2 protein-coding genes are annotated in these 2,173 nt (G+C 37.4%); one reads left to right on the top strand and one right to left on the bottom strand.

Annotation, left to right across the window (positions count from 1 at the left end; translation table 11 throughout):
* On the top strand, positions 1-1,104 hold a 1,104-nt coding region (locus GQR52_RS20265; RefSeq protein ID WP_165729606.1), incomplete at its 5' end, for a sodium:proton antiporter.
* Positions 1,105-1,209: 105 nt separating this feature from the next.
* Here the strand turns inward: GQR52_RS20265 and GQR52_RS20260 are convergent.
* A complete protein-coding gene (locus GQR52_RS20260) occupies positions 1,210-1,758 on the bottom strand; it encodes a hypothetical protein (RefSeq protein WP_024600635.1) in 549 nt (182 codons plus the stop codon).
* Between the last annotated feature and the right edge of the window lie 415 nt (positions 1,759-2,173).

The following is a 2,173-nucleotide window of genomic DNA, read 5'->3' as shown; positions in this document are numbered from 1 at the left end:
GCTATATTTTTGGGCTTTTTAGGGTTTGATGATCTTATAGATTACGAAGTGAGCTTGCTCGATCAGTTAGATTTTACTGAAGTTTTGCTTGATGGCATGCTCTCTATGCTGCTTTTTGCAGGGGCGCTGCATGTAAATGTTAGCGATTTAAGGCGCTATAAGTTGCCAATAGGTATTTTGGCCTGTGTTGGTACGTTGCTATCTACGGTTATTATTGCTGGTGCGCTTTATTTAGTTCTTCCTTTGCTTGGTTTTGATTTAGCGTTTATTTGGTGTTTACTGTTTGGCGCATTAATTTCGCCAACCGATCCGATTGCGGTAATGGGAATTTTACAATCTGCGGGTGCGCCTAAAAGTATTGAAACCGTGATTGCGGGTGAATCGTTGTTTAACGACGGTATTGGCGTAGTTATTTTTGTGCTTTTATTGGGTGTTTTATCAAGTGGTGATATTCCTACAACTTATTATGTAGCGCACACGCTGGCGGTTGAAGCTGGTGGCGGTATTGTTTTTGGTTTGGTATTAGGTGGTATTTTATATTACTTACTTAAAAGTATTGATAGTTACCAAGAAGAAGTACTACTTACTTTAGCGGGCGTTATTGGTGGTTATGCACTTGCTAGCCATTGGCATTTGTCGGGCCCACTCGCAATGGTAATGATGGGGCTAATGGTGGGTAATCATGGTCGTAGTATGGCTATGAGCGACAAAACACGCCATTACGTTGATTTGTTTTGGGAGCTGATTGACGAAATTTTAAATGCCATTTTATTTGTACTCATAGGGCTTGAAGTAGTTATGATTGCATTTTCGAGTAATTTGTTTATTGCTGGTGGCTTAACTATTTTAATAGCATTACTCGCACGTTTAATCGTTGTGGGTATAACAACCACTACATTTAATAAGCAATTAGAGTTGCCATCTGGCGCATGGAAAGTTTTAACCTGGGGTGGCTTGCGTGGTGGTATTTCGGTTGCACTGGTATTGCAATTACCTGATGGGAACGAGCGCGATATTTTGTTGGCTCTGACTTATGCTGTTGTGGTGTTTTCAATTTTAATTCAGGGTTTGAGTATTGGTAAAGTAGCCAAAACTATCCGTTAAATATAAATTGGTTAGACTAAACCTGTTAAATGTAATTTTTAAAAAAGCGTGTGAAATAGCTGTATTTCACACGCTTTTTATTTTTCTTATAAAACAAAAGGGCAATTAAAAGGTAAAGCTGAGTTGCACACCGCTGTAAATATGTTCTTGTGCTTCCCAGTAGTCGCCATCTATTTGGCGTGCTCGAGTAAATACTTCTATTTTAAATGGCTTAAAATGATAACCCGCTCCTATACCTGCGTAGCCGTCTATGTCGTTGTTCGATTTTTCTATTTGGTAGGTGTTATCGCCTCTGTCGTTTTTAAAGGCGAGTTCGAACAGATCTAAGCCAAGCTCGGCGTATATAAAAAAGTCATTAAAATAGCCAAGCTTCATGCCATTATCCCACGTTATAAACTCTTCTTGCTCGCCTTGTTTATTATCGATTACTGCCGCGCCAATTGCGCTTGTAAAAACAACACCAAAGTTACTGTAATTTTGCTTAACCATCATTTCTACACCCGCAGATGTAATGCTGCTATCGCCATTAAATTCTGACTTTATAAACATACCGGTGTTAGGCATGTTGTTACCGAGCAAAAGCCTTGCGTTAGCATTTTGGCTAAATGATAAAAGCGTGCTTAATAAAACAAAAAGAGGAAGTGTGTGTTTCAAAAAAGTTAACCCATTAATGATGAAAAGTTACCAGAGCCGTAATTATAAATACATAACTTAGTATTGCATGTAATTAAATGTATAAATTTGTTTGATTGTTATTCAGTTATGCCAAAGCAAGGTGCTTAAAATAAAACCGACTAAATAAAAGCATAAATAATTATATGTATTTTAAAATGCAAAGTAGCGATTTTAGGCACGTAAGATAGTGCGTAAGTTATTTAAATATATAGAAAAAGTTTAAGCGTATTAGACTAAGGTCTATAGGTTAATTTTCTTCACTTATTAGGTTTGTTTTAATCGTTTGTCGGGGTTGTGGTAATTCTCTAAAGTTCAGTTGTCGGCAACAAGCACGGCTTAACTAATCAGGAATATGACCATGAAACTTACACTTATCAAAACTATCGCTCTTAGC

Origin of the sequence: Pseudoalteromonas sp. 31A1 (genome assembly GCF_011378815.1) — a bacterium.
GTDB lineage: Bacteria > Pseudomonadota > Gammaproteobacteria > Enterobacterales > Alteromonadaceae > Pseudoalteromonas > Pseudoalteromonas arctica.
The sequence above is the reverse complement of the archived record's forward strand: the minus strand, read 5'-3'. Positions and strand labels throughout refer to the sequence as shown.